The following is a 20605-nucleotide window of genomic DNA, read 5'->3' as shown; positions in this document are numbered from 1 at the left end:
GAGCCGCCGAAGGTCGTTGCTGTGGCTGACGATCGGTTCGCTGGTTATGACACCTTTAGATGGCCCCGGTAGGACGGATATATCTGGCCCCACTTCATGACTCGCCGGGCTTGTTGTGACGGTTATGTGTGGCCCCACCGCCACCGTTGATCTCATCAGTTGATGAGTGCGACGGAAGGCTGGTTCGGATGGAGTCAAGAGTGGAGCTGTTCGCACTGATCCGCAGAGACGCCCGTGTCGAGGGCCTCTCAGTGCGCGCGCTAGCGGTCAGGCACGGGGTTCATAGAAGAACTGTTCGGCAGGCTCTCGTGTCGTCGGAACCGCCGGAGCGTAAGCCCCGGCTAGGCGTGTCCCGGAGGCTCGAGTCATTCAAACCAGCGATCGACGCGATGCTGGTCGAGGACACGACGGCGCCGCGGAAGCAACGCCATACGGCCCGTAGGATCCTTGCCCGGCTGATCGAGGAGCACGGGGCCGGGGAACTGTCGTATTCGACGGTGAGGGACTACGTCCGGGTCCGTCGTGCGGAGATCGATGTTGAGGCCGGCCGCCGGGTTGAAGTGTTCGTCCCGCAGGAGCACGCACCGGGTGCGGAGGCCGAGGTGGACTTCGGCGAGGTCTGGGTGGTGTTGGACGGGGTGAAGACGAAGTGCCACATGTTCGTCTACCGGCTGTCCCACTCCGGTAAATCGGTCCACCGTGTGTATCCGACGCAGGCGCAGGAAGCGTTCCTCGAGGGACACATCGACGCGTTTACCGCTTTGGGCGGTGTCCCGACCAGACACATCCGCTACGACAACCTCACGAGTGCGGTCACGTCGGTGGTGTTCGGGCAGGGCAGGCAGCGGGTCGAGAACGACCGCTGGGTGCTGTTCCGCTCCCACTACGGCTTCGACGCGTTCTACTGCCAGCCCGGCATCACCGGCGCCCACGAAAAAGGCGGTGTCGAGGGCGAGGTAGGCAGGTTCCGCCGCAACCGGCTCTCCCCGATGCCCGTCGTCGCGTCCCTGGATGAGCTCAACGACCGTATCCGTGTCTGGGAAGCAGAAGACGACAATCGGCGGATCAACGACAGGATCCGCACCGTTGGCCAGGACTTCGCCACCGAACAACCGCATCTCGCGCCGTTGCCGGCGGAGACCTTCGATCCAGGGCTGGTGCTGACGCCGAGGGTGGACCGGTCCTCGATGATCACCGTGCGGATGGTGAAGTACTCGGTGCCGGCGCGGTTCATCGGGAGGAAGGTCCGGGTCTCGCTGCGGGCATCCGAGATCGTGGTGTTCGACGGGCGCACGGTCGTGGCCAGGCATCAGCGGATCACGATTAAGCATGGGCAGTCGGTGCAGCTCGATCATTACCTTGAGGTCCTGCAAACCAAGCCCGGTGCCTTGCCTGGTTCCACTGCTTTGGCCAGGGCTAGGGAGGCTGGTTCCCACCGCTCACTGGAGACCGACGCTGTTCATGCGGGTATTAGTGCGGCCCTTGGGGTAGGTGCGGTCAGCGCTGACGTCGTCGCGGTCGAAGCACGCCGTCACGCCGCAACGACTCAGGGTGGGTCCGGTTCGGACCGTCATTTCGACGCGCATCGTGGTGCTCACGGCGAGGAACACGTGCAACGGGTTGTCAGTCTCACCCAGCGCCGGCTCATGGATCCGGCCGCTGTCATCGCCGGCCTGCCACCGGACAGCCGCCCGGTTCCGTCCGTCAGCTCGTACGACGAGCTGCTCGCCAAACGTGTTCCGTCGAACCCAGCGAACACCTCTGTCAACGCGTCCGTCAGCCTGTCGAAGGAGAACATCTCATGAGCCCCACCATCTCGACCACCACGGTGACTCCTACGCTGCGCCGGCGTCGTGGTCTGACGGAGCAGGCCGCCGTTGCGGCCGTCGATCAGGCGTGCCGTCGGCTACGTCTGCCGACGATCCGGGCGGTCCTCGACGAGGCCCTGACCGTCGCCGGGAAGGAACAGCTGTCCTATCAGGGGTTCCTCGCCGAACTGCTACTGGCCGAATGCGACGACAGGGACCGCCGCTCCTCGAGCCGACGCGTGAAAGCCGCGAACTTCCCGCGGGACAAGTGGCTCGGGGACTTCGACTTCGACGCGAACCCGAACATCAACGCCGCGACGATCCATACCTTGGCGACTGGGGACTGGATCCGCAAAGGACAGCCGCTCTGCCTCATCGGTGACTCCGGGACCGGGAAATCGCACCTGCTCATCGGGCTGGGCACGGCGGCCGCGGAGAAGGGGTATCGGGTGAAATACACCCTGGCCACGAGGCTGGTGAACGAACTCGTGGAAGCCGCGGACGAGAAGATGCTCGCGAAGACCATCGCCCGGTACGGGCGGGTGGACCTGCTCATGATCGATGAGCTCGGCTATATGGAACTCGACCGGCGCGGTGCCGAGCTTCTTTTCCAGGTCCTCACCGAACGCGAAGAGAAGAACTCGATCGCGATCGCGTCCAACGAGTCCTTCTCCGGGTGGACGAAGACCTTCACCGACCCCCGGCTCTGCGCCGCGATCGTCGACCGGTTGACGTTCAACGGTGCGATCATCGAGACCGGGACAGATTCCTACCGCCTCGCCCACACCCTCGCCCACCGGGTCCCCGGGTCCCCGGCCAGAAAACCGGTTAAGGAATCAGTCAGGCAACCAGCAACGGCGGAGTGAACCCGTCACAGTCGTAGTGATCACGCCGTGAGGAGTGCTGGTTGACGGGGTTAGTGCCCGGCGCCGAGTTTCCCACCGAGGCGTTCGCGCATCATGGTTGATGCCTCGTTGAGTCCGACGATCTTCACGTCGGTGCCGTGGCTCCGGTATTTCTCCTGAATGGCGTCGAGGGCGGCGATGGTTGAGGCGTCCCAGAGGTGGGAGCCGTGCAGGTCGATCGTGACCCGGTGCGGGTCGGTGGCGTACTCGAACTGGGTGTAGAGGTCGTTGGAGGACGCAAAGAACAGCTCACCGTTTACGGTGTAGATGGCGTGCCGGTCACCGTTCACGGTCTCCTCGGTCCGGTCGACGGTGACGAAGTGGGCGACCCTGCGGGCGAAAGCGACCATCGCGACGAGCACGCCGACACCGACGCCAATGGCGAGGTTGTGGGTGGCGACCGTGACGATGACGGTGGCGAGCATGACGGTGGTCTCGCTCTTGGGCATCCGCTTGAGGGTGGCGGGCTGGATGCTGTGCCAGTCGACGGTGACGATCGAGACGAAGATCATCACCGCGACCAGAGCCGCCATGGGGATCAACGCGACGAGACCGCCGAGGACGACGACGAGGAGGAGCAGGAAAACGCCGGCGAGGAACGTCGAGATCCGGGTACGGGCGCCGGAGGCTTTGACGTTGATCATGGTCTGGCCGATCATCGCGCAGCCGCCCATGCCGCCGGTGAACCCGGTGACGATGTTCGCCACTCCCTGACCCCATGCTTCGCGGGTCTTCTGGGAGCGGGTGTCGGTGACGTCATCGACGAGCTTGGCGGTCATCAGGGACTCCAGGAGACCGACGAACGCCATGGCGACGGCGAACGGGAAGATGATGCCCAGTGTCTCCAGGGTGAAGGGCACGTTCGGGATGAACAGGGTCGGCAACGACTCCGGCAGCTCGCCCTTGTCCCCGACGGTGGGTACCGCGATGGCGGCGAACACGGTGATCGCGGTCAGGACCACGATGGCGACCAGCGGGGCGGGTACCGCTGTGGTTATCTTCGGCAGGCCGAACACGATGACCAGGCCCAGGGCCACGAGGGGGTAGACGAGCCAAGGGACACCGAGGAGTTCGGGGACCTGAGACATGAAGATCAGGATGGCCAGGGCGTTGACGAAGCCGACCATGACCGAGCGCGGGATGAAGCGCATGAGACGGGCCACCCCGGAGACCCCGAGGATGACCTGGAAGATCCCGGCGAGGATGACAGCGGCGATGAAGTAGTCCACGCCGTGGCTGGCGACCAGTGGGGCGATGACTAGGGCGATCGCACCGGTGGCCGCGGAAATCATCGCAGGACGGCCGCCCACGAAGGCAATCGTGACGGCCATGGTGAAGGACGCGAACAATCCGATGCGCGGATCGACGCCGGCGATGATGGAGAACGCGATGGCTTCCGGGATCAGGGCCAGCGCGACGACGAGACCGGCGAGGGCCTCGGTCTTCAGCCGTCGCGGGGACTTCAGGGTTTCCCGCACGGATTGGAGCTGTTCGGGAGTGATCACCGGCTGATGATCAGGTGATGTGACGGCCATTTCTGGCTCCGTTCATGGTTGAGAAACCGCTTCTGCGGCTTCGCTTTGCAATGCTTGAGGGGGGCGCAGCGCCGCGCCGAGGAAGGGGGCCTGAGGTTCGAGGTCTTATCCCACTACCCGAACCTTACTCTAACGTGATGGTAGGGTTTGCATTCGATCAGAACGGAGCCTTTGATGGCAGCGAAGACCACCAGTACGAGCACTGGTGCCGGCACGATGCATATCGGTGAGCTGGCCGAACGGACGGGTCTGTCCCTGAGGACCATCCGCCACTATGACGATGTGGGGTTGCTTCCTGCCACGTTGCGCACCGACGGTGGCTTCCGGGTGTTCTCCGAAGATGACTTCGAACGCCTGATGGTGATCAAGCAGATGAAGCCCCTGGGGTTCTCGCTCGAAGAGATGGCCGAGATCCTCGGTTTCCTTGCCGTGCCGGACAACGCGGAAGCGCAGGAGCTCGGGGCGAACGGATCCGCGTCACTGGCAGAATTTCTGGAGAGGGCTGTGCATCAACGAGCAAAGATGGCGCGGAATCTGGCGCAGGCTGATGAGTTCATCGAACGGCTCCAAGGCCGCGTTTGAGCTGTGTTGAAGGTAACGGGCGCGGCCAACCGTAAGCAGGTCGGTCTCCAGCAAGAAGCTGCCAACCGGCACCCGTGCTCAACTCCTAAGAACCAGTCCACCTTGTAATGGTGTTTGAACTGGCGGACGGCACCTCATTGATCAGAGCTCCCGTGGGGCCATTCCTAACCGTCACAACGGGGCCAGATTAGATTGACACAGCCAGTTCGCCGAGGACTTGTTGCGAAACCCACCCAGCCAGTTGGACGGGGTCCTCGTCAGGGGAGGGGATCGCCTTCAGGACCTCGGCCCGCTGCTGCGATTCATCAGCCAGGGCGGCCGGGTTGTTTCCGGAACCAGCCGGACACCCCCGCGCGATCCTGCGGGAGGCCCGGCGACGAGAAGTGAGCGGCTACGGCGGTCCTTGGCTGAGCGAACGGGCCGTGGGGGGCAGCGAGGGCGATTAGCGAGTCTCCCACGTCACGCACTGCTGGCGACAAGCCCACACCTTCCGCACCTCTACGCCCCGCTGAAGTGATTCGCGGATACGAACGATCCCTCCGCAGTGTGGGCACAGATCGGGGATCCTCGCGTCCCTCTTACTCATCACGCACCATCACACCCCTCCTGGCGTCAACCGGCTCGGCGGTATGCGGTGGCGTGTGATGGCGGGTAATGGTCTACGAATTGTGATGGTCAACGAGTGAGTGCGACGCTGCGATGAGTGATCAGTGCCCGGTAGTGCGGGTTCTCTGTCAGGAAATTGATCGCCATCTCGCACCGCGGCACCAAACCCATTCGTCGCTTGTGAGCGTTGAGCACAACGTGCCGCATCAGGGTCATCTCATAGCCCTGACCCTCAAAGCCGGGCCGTTCAATGCCCTCGACGAGCACAACACGATCACCGCTCGCCACGTACTTCACGTACGCGGCGAGGGACCCGTCCACGAACAGTTCGAACCGGCAGTACAGCGGGTTATCCCGGAAGGTTCCATTGACCGTCGATGTGGCTGCTTTGCGCGCGGCTTCTTCTGCCCTGGCGTCGAGTTCCTCAGTGATGAGCGCGTAACGGGCTGCGACGCCGGCAGGCGGATTCGGGGCGTCCTGCAGTGCGAAAGTCTGATTCGCCAGTACACGGAGCTCCCGGGTCGTGAGCCCGGCGAGATCGTTCACGATCAGTAGGTCATCGAGCTGAGCAGCGGCGCTTTGCACGGCGGCCGCCGTCACGTCCAGCGACTGACACATCCTCTCCGCCGGCATGCTCACGGGCGTGTCCACTGTCGTGCAAGTGGAGCTCGGGTCGTATCGGTCAATCTGGGCAGAGTGCAACGTCGTGGTCATCGTCGTTCCTGTCCTGGAGCTGCCCGAGGCCTTCCTCTAGACCCCAGAGGTGTCACAGATTAGTAACGAACGCCGCAAAAGCAAACCCAGACCACCCAGGACCAACGAGGTCATCGATCGTTCTCGCGGCCTTCGACGTCGACCTGCCTACGCGTCCTGAGCGCCGCGAGAGCTCCTCGTAAGAGGCTGGCACCTGAGGATGAAATCGTGCTTGAGAGGCGGACCCAGCGCGACGGTGCCCTTCGGCAGGCTACTGAGCAGTGCGCCGGTGCGGGTTAGGCTCACAGCAGGGTGACGTGGTCCTATGGTCGCCCGGACATGTACTTCTCGGTCTCACACCAGTAGGTGCCAAGTGCTCTCCAGCAGTCCTTCTACCGCTCAATCGCCCCGGGTAGACCAACGTCGGCCGCCACGGGCATCACGCGAAACCGCGCCCGGCCTGCATCGCGCGGACGATGGTGAGCAGAAGCTCACCGTCGGTGAGCTGCTCATTGGTGTCGCTGATCAGGATCAGGGCGCGTTCGATGAGTTGTATCGGCGTTGCTCCTCACGTGTGTACGGGTTGGTGCGCAGGATCATCTGGGATGAGCAGATGAGCGCCGAGACGGTTCAGGACGTGTTCCTGACCATCTGGCAGGGTGGCACAGCCCGCTACAACCCGAGCCTGGGTACGGGGATGTCGTGGCTGCTCACGATCGCTCACCGTAAGGCCGTCGATAAGGTCCGGGCGGAGGAGAACCACCGGGTCAGGGATCTACGCTGGGGTATCAGGAATCAGTCAGTCGATTACGACCAGGTGAGCGAGACCGTGCTCACCCGCGAGGACACTGATGAGGTCCGTGAGTGCCTGAAGAGCCTGTCTACGCTGCAACGCGAAGCGATCTACCTGGCGTACTACGACGGCCTGACCTACAACAATGTCGCGGCCCATCTCGGGATCCCAATTTCCACCGCCAAAACGCGGATCCGCGACGGTATCGCCCGCCTCCGATCAACACTGCAGTCGACCTAATACTCGAAACACAGCCTTATGGACGACACCTTCCGGCCACACTCAACCCTGCTGATCATTCGTCGACTCGCCGTCGCTGCGGCGAACAAGGAAGCCGCCACGTTCGAACTCGATCACGCGTACCTCAACCTGAAGGAAGCAGCCGTCGTCGCCCTCAAGCACGCACACCCCCTGAGGTCATCGCTCAGGTAGCAGACCTCGAGCCCGGGGAAGTCATCGACCTCGTGAACAACGTCGAGGAACCAGCACTCCCGGCGTTGAATGACGCTAACCTTTTCCCTGCCCACCAAGCAGGAGTGCTAACGACTGACCGCCTCCCGTCGAGGACGCCAGCTAACCTCGGGTGACGCAAGCCTCTCGCTGTAAGTCTGGCACCCGCTACTTTTGAGCTTCGTTGTACGCGTCGATGATCGTCTGGTTGATGCGGCCCCTCGAGCTGGGGTTGTACCCGTTCTCTTGCGCCCAGGCGCGGATCTGCTGAGTATCCTCCCGCTTTGATCGGCTTGCCGCGCCGCCCGCCTTCGAAGCGCTTTGACTCCGGCGCCCCGTGCTGGCCTTCCGACCGTTCTCCACGTACTCGGAGAGAGTGGAACGAAGCTTCGACGCGTTCTCGGTAGTGAGATCGATCTCGTATTCGGTGCCATCGAGTCCGAAACGAACTGTTTCGTCTGCCGTTTTGCCGTTGACGTCGTCAACCAATTCGACTTGTACGCGCTGCGCCATTCTTCACTCCAACTTTCGGTCGTCTATCCCCACATGACCACCCTATCGTTGATTACACGACAAGGCTCTCGGGATTTCTGCTTCCTCACTCGGAGGAGTCCTTTTGTGAATGGCGACTTGTCCTTCCCAGCTAATTTTTGAGAGTAGTTACTCAGCGCAGTGGTTCATGACAAGCCGAGGTCGCAAGCAATGCGAAAGGAGCCCTAGCCCAGCCGGCATGGCCGCGCGTCGGTGACTTGGCCGTTGCTTATCACCTGAGTCGGCCCCTTACGGAGGCTGTGCATAGCCACCGCTCACTCGAGGTGAGCTACCCGATATTGGTGACGTGGTGGGTGTGTGCAGGCGGTCAGGATGGTTCCTGCTGTGCACGTGTGTGCGGGCCAAGCAGCGCAGCGGGAAGGGCTTGGGCCGTGCCCAGGTGTACAGGAGGCGTCTCGTCTTCCGCAGCGGACTGGTGGGGGCTTGCGGTTAGGTTGTGAGCGTGAGGTTCGATGAGCTGATCCTGCCCGAGGACGCGTACTCGCCGGTCCCGCGGGAGAGCAAGTCCGAGTGGCTGCTCATGTACTCGCGCGGCGTCTCCGTCGCGGCGATCGCGCAGGTGTGCAGGGTCGACGCACGGCGCGTGATCCGCGCCGTCAACCGGGGGATCCGTGCGGATCCGGACTGGTTCGGGCGGTGCTGGCTGATCCATGACCAGCCGGTGGCCGGCACAGCCGCCCAGCGCCGGTATGCGAAGAACCTCGAGCAGACCTGGTGGGAGAACTACGCGGAGCTCGTGAAGTACATGCGTGCCCGCGGCGGGGAGCTCCCGCGGCAGAACGACGGCGCGGAAGGTCAGAGGCTGTACCGGTGGATCGAGGGTCAACGGCGTCGCCGCAATGCCGGCACTCTCACCCCGGTGAGGAACGACGCGATGAACGAGCTGGGGGAGTGGCTCGGCGCGCAACGAGGCACCCACGACGACTGGTGGGACCAGCGCCTCGAGGAAGTACGGCAGTTCCACGCCGAGGCCGGACGCCTTCCGAACACCGACAGGAAACGGCATCCCGACGAGGCGTACCTGTCCACGTGGCTCGTCAACCAACGCATCCTTCATCGCAGAGGCCGGCTACGCCCGGGCCGGCGGGAGCGACTCGATAAGGACCTGCCCGGCTGGTTCGAATGACCAGCCGGCGCTTTTAGTGCTTTCCTGGTTTCCGCTGGCGCTCCAACCAGGGGAGTGGTCCTTCGCTGCTTTTCGGTCAGAGACGGACGGATCGCTCCTTCGTCTTTTCATGTCGCCCGCTTAGCCCTTTGAGCTTTCACGTATTGAGTGACGGCGATGCCCAGCCCCGCGCCACAGCCAGCCAGCACGCCGCCCGCGCTCAGGTCAAGGACCAGCCTTGCCACCACGGCGAAGCCGACGATCAGGGCGAGCTGTACGAGGAGATTGGCCAGGTCACGCATGCAATCCACCCTACGGCGGACACTCTCAGCTACCGCTGGTGCCCAGGAGTCCGCGGGTAGCCGGCGGTCGTGGGTGTCGTGCCTGTAGTGCTTCCCTGCTCTCCGCCAAGGCTCCGAGCAGGGCAATGGTCCTGCGCTTCGCTTCGGCCTGATAGGGCCCGGGCGCTCCTTCGTCGCACCCGATCCTGATCTGTCTACGACGTTTTTTGCTGCTGTCCTACGGATTGTGCGTCCCCGCTCCACACCGTCAATCGCTGCGCGACGAGCGCCGGCCACAAACCTCTACGGCGCTCCTGCGTCGCTTATTTCCTTCGAGGTTTCCCACCACCTCCGCCCTTCGGGTTGACAGTGCTCCGTCGGGGACGAGCGAGCGAGCTCGCCAGCAGGCAAAAAACAACGGGGGAGAGAGGCCACTGCTGGTCACAAAGGCCTCCCGACCCCAGACACCTACACCCACAGGAGCACCACCACATGAACACCCAGAACCAGCCCATCCTCGCCACGTCCGCCGCTGACGTCCTCGCACTCGTCCCGCGCGTGCTCGGCTTCCAGCCCCACGAGTCCCTCGCCATCGTCACGATGCACGGGAAGGTCACGGGTGCGACGCTGCGCGTGGACCTCCCCGCCGACACCGTCCCACCGGCGGACTTCGCTCAGATGGTGATGCACTACGTCCTCGCGGACACCGCCGCCGACGGCGCCTTGATGTTCGTCTACACGAACGAGGTGGCAGAGGACGCGAAGACGGGCGCGAATCACTACGCCAAGCCCTACATGGCCCACGCGCAGGCCATCGAGACCGAGATGGGGCGCGCGGGCCTGCAGCTGCGCCAGAGCTGGCTGATCACCGATCAGGGTTGGATGACGTTCTTCTGCGAAGACGAAGGATGCTGCATCCTGCAGCAGCACGAAGAGATCCGCGACAGCGCCGTCAACGCGCACATGATCCTCGGCGGTCACGTCGTGCAGGACAACGCGGACGGGATGGCCGTCGACCCCGTGTTCATCGGTTCGACCGAGGCAGCCGGGAAGATCAGCAATGCCGCGTACTGGTTGGACCGACTCGACGCGATGGACTTCACCTCCCCGGGCATGACAGTCGGACGCGCGGCGTGGCACGAAGCGATCGGCACGACGCCGGACGAGGAAGCCGCGTGCGAGCTGGCCGCACACCTGCAGTACGGGCCGATCCGGGACCGGATCATGGCCGACGCGATCAGCGCAACCGAGGACACGGCGACGTTCGTGCAGGTTCTCGCTGGCCGGTACGAGGGAATCCCGGACTGGTCGCGCGTCGAGGCTACCGAGGACCTCCTGGCCAAGGTCCTCGCGTACACGCCCACCGAGTTCCGGGCGCCAGTGTTCGCCTTCCTCGGCTGGCTCGCATGGCACCGCGGATCATCGTCCACCGCGGCCGCGTACCTCGATAAGGCAGTGGAGGCGAACCCGCAGCACCGGCTCTCCCGGCTCATGCGCGAGCTGATCAGCAGGGGAGCCCTCCCGCTGGCCGCACTCAACCAGCACACCAGCTACGGCGAGCACCAGCGCAAGAACCAGCACTAATCCGCTGATTCGCTAGGGCCAGCTGGATCACAGGCCGAGGGCCGGACACCCACCCCACGGGAGTCCGGCCCTCTCTGGCATCTTGAGATCGATCAGGTCGCTCAGGTCGCTCAGGTCGCCTGGGTGCGCGGGCGGCGGCCTCCGCCGCCAGCTCCCCCGGCCGCCGCCTGACACGCTGACGCGACCACCTGTCCCAGCCACGAGCTCCACCGTGGCGCCCACGTACAGTAGGCCCCCACAGCACCAGGAGGACACAGCCATGGGACCGACCGATTACATCGACCACCCCACACCCATCACCCTGAGTGCCGGCCTCAGCGACCGGCTCGCCGTCCACCTGCCGAAACTGCGGACACCCGGCCTCGAGGAGCTCCTCGAGGACCAGCTCGAGCACCCGCTCGAGGATCCCCAGGCGGGCGCCCGGCCCGTCGCTCTCGGGCCCGTCGACCTCGTCATGACCTCCGACGAGGCCCGGCGCTACTTCGACATCTGAGACCCGGCCCGTGAAGACACCGGCCCTGGCGCAATGCTGCATCTGCCGCGCCACCACGAAACTCCCCGACGAGGGCAGCCCCCTGCCTACAGGCTGGTTGTACCGGTCGTTGACCGTCGACGCGGGGCGCTACTACTGCCCCGACGACGCCCACAGGGCCTGACCCACATACGAGCTGCTATCGCCAGCCACTGATGCCAGGGCGCCGGTTCCAGGGCTTCCCAGGGTTCCGCTAGCGCTCCACCCAGGGCAATGGTCCTTCGCTTCGCTCCGGCCTGATGGGGTCGGGTCGCTCCTCCGTCGCGCCCCGCCCTGATGTTTCTCCGTGGTGCGTGGCTGGGTTGTCTCCGTCATACAGGGCCACTGATCGTAGCCGTCCGGGGGCCCGTCCAGTCAATCCACGCGCCCAGGACCGGGGACGCGGTCGCATGCGCTCCCTTATTTCGCCCCCAGTCCCGGTCACTCTTCGGGATTGACAGTCCACCCTCGACCGGCTGGTTCAGTGGGGCCCCGCATGTCGGGGCAGGAGGTGTGGCTAATGGGCACCGATGAATCGCTGCAGCTCGCTACCGCGGTAGTGCAGCTGCTCACAGCGGTCGTGGCTCTACTCACCGCACGAAGCGCGCTCGTCTTAAAGAGCAAACGCTCCCGAGCAGCAACTCGGAAGCGTAAGCGTCGTGCAGGTAGGTAGTCACTCCTAAACCGGTGGTCGTGACCGTGAAGGTTGCGGCCACCGGGCCTTCCATCATTTTATCGCTACTCAAGGAGAAAGGAAGGGACATGGAAGAACTGAATCTCGGACTCTCGTTGATCGTCCTGGCGATCACGATCATCGCTTGGCGCAAGGTCACCCGAAACGCCGAGAACAGCTAGCAACAGCTCAGCTGATCGCATGATCGATGAAGAGGTCGGCCGCCCACCAGGGCGGCCGACCTTCTTCTATGCCAGCGCTGATAATGCCACTGCCCCTTCGACCTTCCCCGTTCCGTCGTTGTTGGGATCCTGGCTGGCGGCCGTGGGTGTCTTGCCTCTCCTGCTTCCCTAGGTTCCGCTGGCGCTCCACCCAGGGCAATGGTCCTGCGCTTCGCTCCGGCCTGTCACGGCCAGGCTGCTCCTCCGTCGCATCCCGTCCGGGTCTTTTTTGCTGCTGTCCTACGGATTGTGCGTCCCCGCTCCACACCGTCAATCGCTGCGCGACGAGCGCCGGCCACAAACCTCTACGGCGCTCCTGCGTCGCTTATTTCCTTCGAGGTTTCCCACCACCTCCGCCCTTCGGGTTGACAGTGCTCCGTCGGGGACGAGCGAGCGAGCTCGCCAGCAGGCAAAAAACAACGGGGGAGAGAGGCCACTGCTGGTCACCAAGGCCTCCCGACCCCAGACACCTACACCCACAGGAGCACCACCACATGAACACTCAGCAGGCCACCAGCCCCACGCTGGAAATGCTCGACCCCCGCACGCTTACCGTGGACGTGAACGTGCGCAAGGACGCCGCCCTGACGCCCGAGTTCATCGCGAGCATCAAGGAGCACGGCGTGATCGAACCCGTGATCGCACACCCCCGCAACAACGGCGACGGCACCACCACGATCCACGTCCTCATGGGACAGCGCCGCACCCTCGGCGCGGTCGAAGCCAAGACGGCCCTGATCCCGGTCATGGTCGTCGGCAGCCCCGAGGAGGCCGAGCGGATCACCACGCAGGTCGTGGAGAACGTGCAGCGTTCCGCGCTCACCGACGCCGACGAGGCCGACGCCTTCCACCAGCTGTCCCTGCTCGGAGTGAGCGCGGCACAGATCGCGAAGAAGACCGGACGCGCCAAAACGACCGTCGAGGGCGCGTTGAAGGCCAAGAAGAGCGCAGCGGGGGAGGCTGCACTGACGAGGGGCCGGACCATCGAGGAAGCTCTCGTACTGGCCGAGTTCGAGGGCGACGAAAACGCCACCGAGGAGCTCGAATCGGTGATCGAGGGTGATCCTGAGATGCTCGCCCACGCCGCCCAGCAGTTGCGGGACAGGCGCACCCGTGAGCAGGCCCGCATCGAGCTCCTCGCAGAGCTGGCAGCGGCAGGGACCACCGTCGTGGACCACGCGAGTTACGGCTACTACCCGACGGATGAGAACGTGCGCCCCAGTGGGTTGCTCCGCTCGGACGGCGAACGAGCGACCGACGACGACGCGAACGCCGTGTTCGTGGAAAGCAACTACTACGGAGAGGTCTTCACCGTTCCCGTGGTCACCGGGTGGAAGGACCTTGGCTTCACCCTCCGGCACGCAGCGACTTCATCGGCGCCGTCCGGCCCGATGACCGATGAGCAGAAGGCCGACCGCCGGACCCTGATCGCGAACAACAAGGCCATGGTGTCCGCGACGACCGTCCGCCGCGACTTCGTCCAGTCGTTGCTGGCGAAGAAGCAGGCACCGAAGGGGTGGCAGCACTTCACCGCCTACGCGCTCACCCACCACCCCGTGGTCGCCAGCGGCTACAAGGGCGACGTGGCCGCGACCATGGCCGGGGCGAAGATCGAGGGCAAGGAGACATGGGGGTGGAACCCGCTACGCGATCACGTCGCGAAGACCACCACCCGGCCCGAGGTGTCCCTGATCGCGCTGATCTGTGCAGGGTTCGAGGAGACCATCGCGAAGGACTCATGGCGCTCACCCTCCGCAGGTCACGTCGCGTACCTGACGCAGTTGGTTACGTGGGGGTACAAGACCAGCGAAGTCGAGCAGATCATCCTCGACAGCACCAAGCCCACCGAGGAGCTGGACGAGGAGCCCGAGGATCGTGAAGAGGGCGACGAGCTGGACGGCGGTGAGGACGGCGAAACGTTCGCAGAGATCCACGCCGAGGAAGAAAACCTCATCGCTGAAGAGGTAGCCGAGGAGCTGACGCCCTTCTAATAGCACGGAGGGGCACTGAGGGGCACTGAGGGGCACTGTGCAGGGCGGGACACCACCCGCCCTGCACAGCACAGCCCAGCCGCTCACGTGCCACTCATGTGTTGAGGGTGCCGGCTCCCAGGTGCCGGGGCGGTTCGCCGCCGCTGGTGGAACCTCGAGCGGTGGTCGCCGGCGGCGAACCGCCATCCACGCCACACCCAGCACCATGACCCGGAATCCGCGCTGCACGGTGACAGCCGATAGGCCGTTTCGGTCACGACATTCCCAGCAACGAGCACAAGGGCTTCCCTGGTTTCCGCTGGCGCTCCACCCAGGGCGATGGTCCTGCGCTTCGCTTCGGCCTGTCACGGCCAGGCTGCTCCTCCGTCGCATCCCGTCCGGGTCTTTTTTGCTGCTGTCCTACGGATTGTGCGTCCCCGCTCCACACCGTCAATCGCTGCGCGACGAGCGCCGGCCACAAACCTCTACGGCGCTCCTGCGTCGCTTATTTCCTTCGAGGTTTCCCACCACCTCCGCCCTTCGGGTTGACAGTGCTCCGTCGGGGACGAGCGAGCGAGCTCGCCAGCAGGCAAAAAACAACGGGGGAGAGAGGCCACTGCTGGTCACAAAGGCCTCCCGACCCCAGACACCTACACCCACAGGAGCACCACCACATGAACACCCAAAGCACCGAGAGCACCGTGAGCACTGTGAACGCAGACACTGCGGTTTTGGTCAGCACCACCACGAAGGACACCGAGGAAACCGTCAGCGCCCCGCTCCTGCCGGTGCGCGATCGCACAGGCGACGGGTACGACTGGCTCGACACCCTCACCGGCAGCCCGTGGAAGGTCATGGGCGCGTGGGGCACCGACGGATGGGACGCCGGGTCCTGGCCCTACATCTTCTTCGCCACCGCCACCCACCATGACGAGACCGGCACCCTATACGGGTACGGGACCTACATCGAGGGCGACACCTACACCCACTGGTACCGCGCCGAGGACGCATGCCACAAGGCGATCACCCGCGAAGTCTTCTGGTACTGGAAGCACGGACAAGCCGACGGCCCAGCCCACCTGCCAGCCACGGCCGAGGAGCTGGGCGACGAGTTCACCAAGCTCTACGGATGCATCCACCGCTGCTAGAACCCGCTGACAGGACACTGACGGAGACGCCGCACCCTTCCCCTCGCCCACGGGAGAAGGCGCCTCAAATCGAGGGAAAGTAGGCCTGAATTCCCAGACCAAAACCCTCGTTTTTCAGATGAATAAACGGTAGACTTGGTACCAGCAGCAAAGCAGTTGACTCTCATTAAAACCCACACGTAACCAAGGACTGAGCGCCATGACCATCACCGTCTACGAGAAACCCACCGGGTGCTTCGGGTGCAAGAAGACGAAGGAACTGTTCGATGCCGCCGGCGTCCAGTTCCTCACCGTGGACATCACCACCAACGACCAGGCTCTGGCCTACATCACCGAGGAGCTCGGCTACAGCCAGGCCCCCGTCGTCGTGTACGAGAAGGACGGCAGCGAAGATCACTGGTCCGGCCTGAACCCCACCAAGATCAGTCAGGTCATCGCCCTCGACGCAACCACCGTGACCACCTCCATCAGCACGGAAGGGGAGTGAGCACCATGGCCGCACCCACACCCACGCCCGTTCCCACAACTTTGAGGAAGCGCATCGACGGGTTCGTCGTTCTGGTCTGGCTCATCGGTATCGCCGGCGCCGGCCTCCTCACGGTGGCCGCAGTCCTGGCCATCGCCCGGGGAACTCTCCTCGCCGGGCCCGACGCCCTGTTCTACGCCGCCCAGGGCGCCCTCCTCCTCGGAGGCGCACTGAAAATCTGGCGCGGCTGACCACCAGCCGCCCTGCTTCTACTTACTTACTCATCGCACTCATTTACTCATCAACGACAACACCAGCACCCCACACGAAAGGCAGTTGAGCATCATGGCCGGAGAAACCGTCATCACCGTCATCGGGAACCTCACCTCGGATCCCGAGCTCCGTTTCACCCCTAGTGGGGCGGCGGTCGCGAACTTCACCATCGCGTCCACCCCGCGCACGTTCGACCGGCAGTCCAATGACTGGAAGGACGGCGAAACCCTGTTCCTGCGCTGCAACGTCTGGCGCGAGTCGGCCGAGAACGTCGCCGAGACCCTGACCAAGGGAACCCGCGTCATCGCCCAGGGCCGGTTGAAGTCCCGCAGCTACGACACCAAGGAAGGCGAGAAGCGCACCGTGATGGAGCTCGAGGTCGATGAGGTCGGGCCGAGCCTGCGGTACGCCTCGGCGAAAGTCACCCGTGCTCAGCGCAGCGGATCCGGCAACAACGGCGCCGGTGGAGGCAACGCTCAGGGCGGGGGAGGGTTCCAGGGAGGTGCGCAGCCGGGCAACCAGGGCCAGCGGGTTCAGCAGCAGCCCGCGGATGACCCGTGGGGAGCCCCCGCAGCAGCAGGTGCCGGCGGTACCGGTGGTGCCGGTGGGTGGGGCAACGGCCCTGACAGCGAACCGCCGTTCTGATCAACACGTAGGGTGGCCGGCAACCGTCGGCCACCTCCTGATCATCGACCCTCACTCACCAGCAGACCTGCACCCACGAAGACCGCCTCTGGAAGGATCACACCATGACCGAAGACTTTGACGAGTTCAGACTGGCGGAAGACGAGCCACCGACCCCCGTGATCGTGTCGTCGGCTAACGCGATCTACGAGGAGCTGCGCATGATCTGCCACCACAGCTTGCCCGGACATTCCATCCCGGCCCCGGTCGCCTACAAGGTGCTGGGGAGCCTCAAGGGTGTCGAGTGGCTGCTCTCGCAGGCCCTCGGCCAGCTCGCCGCTGGCCTCGGGAAGTCCCTGGACACCCACGACGTCTACGAGTGGCAGGGCCGTGACCCGGTGCAGTCAGTCGCCACAGCAACCGATCACCTGACCTCCGCGGCCGCTCTCGCCAGACAACTCGGTGATAATCTCGCGCAGGCACAGAACGCCATCGCAGGCCAGGGCTACCGGGACTGAGGCATCGTGAGCGACAGAACGATCCTTGACGAGCGGCCGCAGCCGTTGCGGTTCCTGACCCTGCAGCAGGCGGGCGAGGAGCTGAACGTGCAACGCACAACGGTGATGGGGCTCATCAAGACCGGTGAGCTACCGGCCATTCAGGTCGGTGGCCGTGGGCAGTGGCGCATCGAACGGACCAAGCTCGAGGAGTACATCGCCACCGCCTACGACCGAGCCCGGGCAGAGCTAGCTCGAGGGGAACAGGTTGAGGGACAGATCAGGGAAGAGGCTGGGGGAGGGGATCCAGAGTGAGCAAGAACAAGCCTGCGTCGTTCACCCCGTACTTCAGCCAGACCGACGCGGACCAGGTCCGCGCAGCGTTCCTCGCCGCAGGCAATGCCGAGGGGTACCGGTCTGTGACAGACTTGATCGAAGCAGCTGTGATGCGTGAGGTGAAGCGCCTGCAACGCAAGCACAACCAGGGCAGGAAGTGGGAACCGGTCGCACCGGGAGCCCTCCGCCCAGGCCGACGGACTCTCACCGAAGAGAAGAACCGGGCCCACTAGATTTCCTCGGTGTAGGGGAAAGCAAGAAAGCAGTACGGAGACGGAAGCTGGTGGTGCAGCTTCCGTCTCCTTCTTTTTGCCCCAAGGCCTCCACGCTGCAGTCGGCAACCATCCAAGCGAGCCGTCACGGGAACGTCGGCGGTTTTTGACGGGTAGTACGTCATCAGAATGTCGTCAGGTCTTCGTCAGGGTTCGGTGGGGTCGGCTGGCACTGGTGTAACGGCGCTGAGCCACACCCAGCCTTCCCGGTGGATCTTGATCATCGGTTCGAGGAACCGGATCTTGATCGCGGTCCGGGTATAGGCGGTGGCATGGGCCTGGACTCGTATTGCCTTCGAGGGGTAGCGAATCCAGGCGTACACCCGCCGCGGCTCGGCAAAGTCGATCGGCGCGCAGTTCTCGACGTCGAGCTCGGCCGCGGTGAGCATGATCAGCTCCTCGCGCATGACGAACTCCTCGATCCGGTCGTCCATCAGCCTGGCGTAGTGCTTGCCGTACCTTTTCGAGCCCATGAGCCGGCCACGTCCCGCCTACCGCCGCTCTAGAGCCCGTCGACGCCGGCCACGCGACGCAGCCGCCAGTCCTCCCACCGGGGATCGGCGCTCATGTCGAGCTCGAGCACCGGAGACGCCGGCCCGGTCTGCACCTGGAATCGCCAGAACCTCGTCGTCAGGACTCGCCCCTGATCGCGCTGGCCATTGGGAGGGGTGGTGGCTGGTTCCCACCAGCTGCTCGAGCTGGACCACGAGACCGGTTCGCCGATGACCTGCCACAGGCTGCCCCGCCACCGCAGCGCCAACGGCAACCCCGAGGGCAGGAACCGGACGTCCGCGACCTCATCGAGCACATGCCAGGCCGGCACACCGGGCCCTTGCGCGCCAATGCGGGCCGTCTCGGTGTGTGGTCTGTCGACTGGTTGCGTTGTCATCGTCCGTACCGTCCTCATCCTCTGCCGTCCCTCGTGCAGGCTTAAAAATAGAACACAGGTTCGATTATTTGGGAAGCTGGCTGCAACTTGGTGCGGCGGAGGAGCGATGCTTTGTTGCTACGAAGGCCCGCAGTGGCAGGTGGCGATGCCTGTCCTGGTGGCGAGGTCAGCCAGAACTAGGATGAAGCGTATGGCGACATACGATCGCGTGCTGACAGTATCTGCTGTGCAACGCGCAATGACCGATCTGCGTCGCGCGCGGATCCACTCCTTCTTCCTTGCGTATCTCGTTCTCCGGCGGCACGCGATCGAATCAGGAAGCCCGACAGGACTAGCTCCCCACTGGCAGCAGGAACTAGCCCCTTTCATCCGAGTAGAGGGTGCGCCGCGCAATAAGCCCTATTACCGACCCCTATCTCACCAGCAGGTCAGAGATACCAATTCCTACTGGCTGAACAGGAACCTCGCCGGCTCCTTCGCGCCGAGCTCCCTCCGAGGATCCATCGCAGACCTCGCAACAGACGGCCGAGGCCACTATGAACTTGATGACAACCACGAGCAGCAAGCCCTCGATGCACTGCTCCACGGGGAGCGGGTCAACGCCGCGTCGTTAGCCGCGTTCCTACTACGTGACTTCGGCTTCGATCTTCTTCTCTCAGATGTCGAGGACGCGCTGGTCATCGCCTTCCGCAGCGTGTTTCGATTCGACTTCGACGACGTAGGGCAGAAGGCCTTCGATCAGCTGTTTTTACCTGAAGAAGCTCCCCTGATAGAGCTGTTCGAGCCACTTGAGCCGCCACGCACGGAAGAGGGCGAAGGCATTGTCGCCTTCGGGGTGAACGCCGATCCCATGCCCGTCGAGACTTCTCGAAATCCAGTTCGTTCACTGTCCGTCACCGATTTAGGAATCGGCTATCAGCAGGGCCCCGTGACGTCGCACGCATCGAACAGTCCGGCAGCCGAACAACTGCCCGAGTCTCATCCCATGGTCACCTTGGTGCGCCGGCTCCTGGAGACCAGTGGAGGCGTGATCTTCACCGGGCCTCCTGGTACGGGAAAGTCCTATGCGGCCGCTCTCGTGGCTGAGAGCCTCGCAGCGGGGAAGCCGGAACGCATCCGCTACGTCCAGTTTCATGCCTCATACCAATACGAGGACTTCATCGAGGGATTCCGGCCGCAGGAGTCCGGTCAAGGCTTTGTCCTTCGCCCGGGACATCTCATAGAGATGAGCAGGCGCGCTCGAGCGAGTCCCGAGCACACTTTCGTTCTCGTCGTAGATGAACTGAGCCGCGCCGATGTGGGGCGAGTCTTCGGAGAAGCGCTGACTTACGTCGAGAAGAGCAAGCGGGACGTCTCGTTCACTCTCTCATCCGGGAGAGAGGCCTCCATTCCCAAAAATCTCGTACTGCTGTGCACGATGAACCCGATGGACAAGGGAGTGGATGAGGTTGACGCAGCGTTCGAGCGTCGCTTCGCCAAGATTGTCATGCAGCCTGATCCGGGTGCCCTAGCTGCAATGCTCGATGACAACGGTCTTCCCGAGAATCTTCGCAATCGCGTCGTCGCGTGGTTCCGCGATGTGAACAAGAGAGCTACCGATACGCCGATGGCGGCCCTCGGTCAGGCCTACTTCGCGCAGACTACAAACGTCAGCGATCTTCAGGACCTCTGGAATCATCAGCTGCAGTTCCATGTTGCTCGAGCGTTCCGCCACGACAGCGAGTCGCGTCAGAGTGTCGAACAGGGATGGCGTGCTGCCGTCGATCGTGAAGAGGAATCGGCCGAGCAGCAGACACCCTCGGGCGTTCCTGGCGAAGAAACTTCGTAGTGT

General features: G+C 64.0%; 24 protein-coding genes. 18 read left to right on the top strand and 6 right to left on the bottom strand.

Going from position 1 to position 20605, the window contains the following annotated elements; genetic code table 11:
* Positions 1–188 precede the first annotated feature (188 nt).
* Both istA and istB read left to right on the top strand, forming a co-directional pair.
* Positions 189–1805, top strand: coding sequence for an IS21 family transposase (gene istA / locus AC4D16_RS16565; protein WP_490955793.1), 1617 nt, complete (start codon positions 189–191; stop codon positions 1803–1805).
* The gene (istB, locus tag AC4D16_RS16560) at positions 1802–2674 is read left to right on the top strand and encodes an IS21-like element helper ATPase IstB (RefSeq protein ID WP_490951031.1); all 873 of its coding nucleotides are present in this window, start codon (positions 1802–1804) and stop codon (positions 2672–2674) included. Before istA ends, istB begins: the two co-directional genes overlap by 4 nt.
* Positions 2675–2724: 50 nt before the next feature.
* Here the strand turns inward: istB and AC4D16_RS16555 are convergent, their stop codons facing one another.
* Positions 2725–4248: a SulP family inorganic anion transporter gene (locus tag AC4D16_RS16555; protein ID WP_490955792.1), complete on the bottom strand. Its 1524-nt coding sequence runs from the start codon at positions 4246–4248 to the stop codon at positions 2725–2727.
* A gap of 174 nt (positions 4249–4422) precedes the next feature.
* Between AC4D16_RS16555 and AC4D16_RS16550 the strand changes: the two genes are divergently transcribed.
* Positions 4423–4830, top strand: coding sequence for a MerR family transcriptional regulator (locus AC4D16_RS16550; protein WP_490951029.1), 408 nt, complete (start codon positions 4423–4425; stop codon positions 4828–4830).
* A gap of 675 nt (positions 4831–5505) precedes the next feature.
* Here AC4D16_RS16550 and AC4D16_RS16545 read toward each other — a convergent pair.
* Positions 5506–6087, bottom strand: coding sequence for a GNAT family N-acetyltransferase (locus AC4D16_RS16545; protein WP_490955791.1), 582 nt, complete (start codon positions 6085–6087; stop codon positions 5506–5508).
* Positions 6088–6502: 415 nt separating this feature from the next.
* Here AC4D16_RS16545 and AC4D16_RS16540 point away from each other — a divergent pair, with 415 nt between their 5' ends.
* Together AC4D16_RS16540 and AC4D16_RS16535 are read left to right on the top strand one after the other, a co-directional pair.
* On the top strand, positions 6503–7162 hold the full coding sequence (locus tag AC4D16_RS16540) for a sigma-70 family RNA polymerase sigma factor (protein ID WP_490955790.1): 660 nt from the start codon (positions 6503–6505) through the stop codon (positions 7160–7162).
* Between the two features lie 18 nt (positions 7163–7180).
* The gene (locus tag AC4D16_RS16535) at positions 7181–7354 is read left to right on the top strand and encodes a hypothetical protein (protein WP_490955789.1); all 174 of its coding nucleotides are present in this window, start codon (positions 7181–7183) and stop codon (positions 7352–7354) included.
* Positions 7355–7540: 186 nt separating this feature from the next.
* Here AC4D16_RS16535 and AC4D16_RS16530 read toward each other — a convergent pair whose 3' ends face one another.
* Positions 7541–7885: a histone-like nucleoid-structuring protein Lsr2 gene (locus AC4D16_RS16530; RefSeq protein WP_490955788.1), complete on the bottom strand. Its 345-nt coding sequence runs from the start codon at positions 7883–7885 to the stop codon at positions 7541–7543.
* Positions 7886–8366: 481 nt separating this feature from the next.
* Here AC4D16_RS16530 and AC4D16_RS16525 point away from each other — a divergent pair, with 481 nt between their 5' ends.
* Positions 8367–9050, top strand: a complete 684-nt coding sequence (locus AC4D16_RS16525) for a helicase associated domain-containing protein (protein ID WP_490955787.1) — start codon at positions 8367–8369, stop codon at positions 9048–9050.
* A 107-nt stretch (positions 9051–9157) separates the two neighbouring features.
* Here AC4D16_RS16525 and AC4D16_RS16520 read toward each other — a convergent pair whose 3' ends face one another.
* Positions 9158–9331, bottom strand: a complete 174-nt coding sequence (locus AC4D16_RS16520) for a hypothetical protein (RefSeq protein WP_490955786.1) — start codon at positions 9329–9331, stop codon at positions 9158–9160.
* 471 nt (positions 9332–9802) lie between these two features.
* Between AC4D16_RS16520 and AC4D16_RS16515 the strand changes: the two genes are divergently transcribed.
* The 11 genes from AC4D16_RS16515 (at position 9803) to AC4D16_RS16465 (ending at position 17846) form a co-directional block, all read left to right on the top strand.
* Positions 9803–10894, top strand: a complete 1092-nt coding sequence (locus AC4D16_RS16515; protein WP_490955785.1) for a DUF4192 domain-containing protein — start codon at positions 9803–9805, stop codon at positions 10892–10894.
* Positions 10895–11153: 259 nt separating this feature from the next.
* On the top strand, positions 11154–11387 hold the full coding sequence (locus AC4D16_RS16510; RefSeq protein ID WP_490955784.1) for a hypothetical protein: 234 nt from the start codon (positions 11154–11156) through the stop codon (positions 11385–11387).
* A gap of 10 nt (positions 11388–11397) precedes the next feature.
* The gene (locus AC4D16_RS16505; protein WP_490955783.1) at positions 11398–11550 is read left to right on the top strand and encodes a hypothetical protein; all 153 of its coding nucleotides are present in this window, start codon (positions 11398–11400) and stop codon (positions 11548–11550) included.
* A gap of 1243 nt (positions 11551–12793) precedes the next feature.
* A complete protein-coding gene (locus AC4D16_RS16500; RefSeq protein ID WP_490955782.1) occupies positions 12794–14290 on the top strand; it encodes a ParB/RepB/Spo0J family partition protein in 1497 nt (498 codons plus the stop codon).
* A gap of 653 nt (positions 14291–14943) precedes the next feature.
* Entirely contained in the window at positions 14944–15417 is a 474-nt protein-coding gene (locus AC4D16_RS16495; RefSeq protein ID WP_490955781.1) for a hypothetical protein, read from the top strand.
* Positions 15418–15616: 199 nt separating this feature from the next.
* Complete coding sequence (locus tag AC4D16_RS16490; protein WP_490955780.1) at positions 15617–15904, top strand: glutaredoxin family protein; 288 nt, start codon at positions 15617–15619, stop codon at positions 15902–15904.
* 5 nt (positions 15905–15909) lie between these two features.
* The gene (locus tag AC4D16_RS16485) at positions 15910–16134 is read left to right on the top strand and encodes a hypothetical protein (protein WP_490955779.1); all 225 of its coding nucleotides are present in this window, start codon (positions 15910–15912) and stop codon (positions 16132–16134) included.
* 94 nt (positions 16135–16228) lie between these two features.
* Positions 16229–16801 (top strand): single-stranded DNA-binding protein, encoded by a 573-nt coding sequence (locus AC4D16_RS16480; protein WP_490955778.1) that lies wholly within the window; start codon positions 16229–16231, stop codon positions 16799–16801.
* 104 nt (positions 16802–16905) lie between these two features.
* Complete coding sequence (locus AC4D16_RS16475) at positions 16906–17298, top strand: hypothetical protein (RefSeq protein ID WP_490955777.1); 393 nt, start codon at positions 16906–16908, stop codon at positions 17296–17298.
* A gap of 6 nt (positions 17299–17304) precedes the next feature.
* Complete coding sequence (locus AC4D16_RS16470) at positions 17305–17592, top strand: helix-turn-helix domain-containing protein (protein ID WP_490955776.1); 288 nt, start codon at positions 17305–17307, stop codon at positions 17590–17592.
* On the top strand, positions 17589–17846 hold the full coding sequence (locus tag AC4D16_RS16465) for a ParB family protein (protein WP_490955775.1): 258 nt from the start codon (positions 17589–17591) through the stop codon (positions 17844–17846). The genes AC4D16_RS16470 and AC4D16_RS16465 overlap by 4 nt, the downstream gene beginning before the upstream one ends.
* A 185-nt stretch (positions 17847–18031) precedes the next feature.
* Here the strand turns inward: AC4D16_RS16465 and AC4D16_RS16460 are convergent, their stop codons facing one another.
* Entirely contained in the window at positions 18032–18319 is a 288-nt protein-coding gene (locus tag AC4D16_RS16460; protein WP_490955774.1) for a hypothetical protein, read from the bottom strand.
* Positions 18320–18387: 68 nt separating this feature from the next.
* Positions 18388–18708 (bottom strand): DUF6504 family protein, encoded by a 321-nt coding sequence (locus tag AC4D16_RS16455; protein ID WP_490955773.1) that lies wholly within the window; start codon positions 18706–18708, stop codon positions 18388–18390.
* Between the two features lie 256 nt (positions 18709–18964).
* Here AC4D16_RS16455 and AC4D16_RS16450 point away from each other — a divergent pair, with 256 nt between their 5' ends.
* Complete coding sequence (locus AC4D16_RS16450; protein ID WP_490955772.1) at positions 18965–20602, top strand: McrB family protein; 1638 nt, start codon at positions 18965–18967, stop codon at positions 20600–20602.
* Positions 20603–20605 lie beyond the last annotated feature (3 nt).

The organism is Arthrobacter sp. TJ-236 (assembly GCF_058269235.1).
Note: the sequence above shows the minus strand (reverse complement) of the source record. Positions and strands in the feature narration are given on the sequence as shown.